This is a genomic window from Streptomyces sp. NPDC048275 (genome assembly GCF_040652275.1).
Lineage (GTDB): Bacteria > Actinomycetota > Actinomycetes > Streptomycetales > Streptomycetaceae > Streptomyces.
On the sequence record NZ_JBEZLR010000025.1, the window covers coordinates 79709 to 80360 of the forward strand.

The window sequence follows — 652 nt, forward strand, 5'->3', positions numbered from 1 at the left end:
ATCGCCGGCGGCCCCGGCACTGTTCCTCCGTACCCGTACGTCTTCCGTCCTGGGCCGGTCTACCGCCCGCGGTCTCGGTCTCACGCGGTCCACCGCAGATCTACCGGTCTCGCTCTACCGGTCTCATCAGGCAGGTGAGACTGCCCGCCCGTTAGGGCTGTAGCGAGGACGTCCGTGAACGTGTCCGCGAGGAGGCGCTTGCCCTTATGGGAACTGGATTTTGGGGGTGGGGGCATATGGGAAACGACCTGCAGTGATGGTCCCTCGGCGGGGTGCGCGTGAACGCCTCCACGGGGGTGCACGTGAGACCGAGACCGCGGGGGTGCACGTGAGACCGCGGGCGGTAGACCGCGTGAGACCGGTAGAGCGAGACCGGTAGATCTGCGGTGGACCGCGTGAGACCGAGACCGCGGGCGGTAGACCGGCCCAGGACGGAAGACATACGGGTACGGAGGAACAGTGCCGGGGCCGCCGGCGAAGCGGCTGCGGCTGAACCCGAAGCAGGAGCCGGTGTACCCGAAGCGGCTGCGGCTGAACCCGAAGCAGGAGCCGTTGAACCCGAAGCGGCTGCGGCTGAACCCGAAGCAGGAGCCGTTGAACCCGAAGCGGCTGCGGCTGAACCCGAAGCAGGAGCCGTTGAACCCGAAGCGGC

1 protein-coding gene is annotated in these 652 nt (G+C 68.1%); it reads left to right on the plus strand.

Annotation, left to right across the window (positions count from 1 at the left end; all coding sequences use genetic code 11):
- Window positions 1–459: 459 nt before the first annotated feature.
- Window positions 460–652, plus strand: a 193-nt coding sequence (locus AB0D57_RS17620; protein ID WP_362072827.1) for a hypothetical protein, incomplete at its 3' end; no start/stop codon positions are given.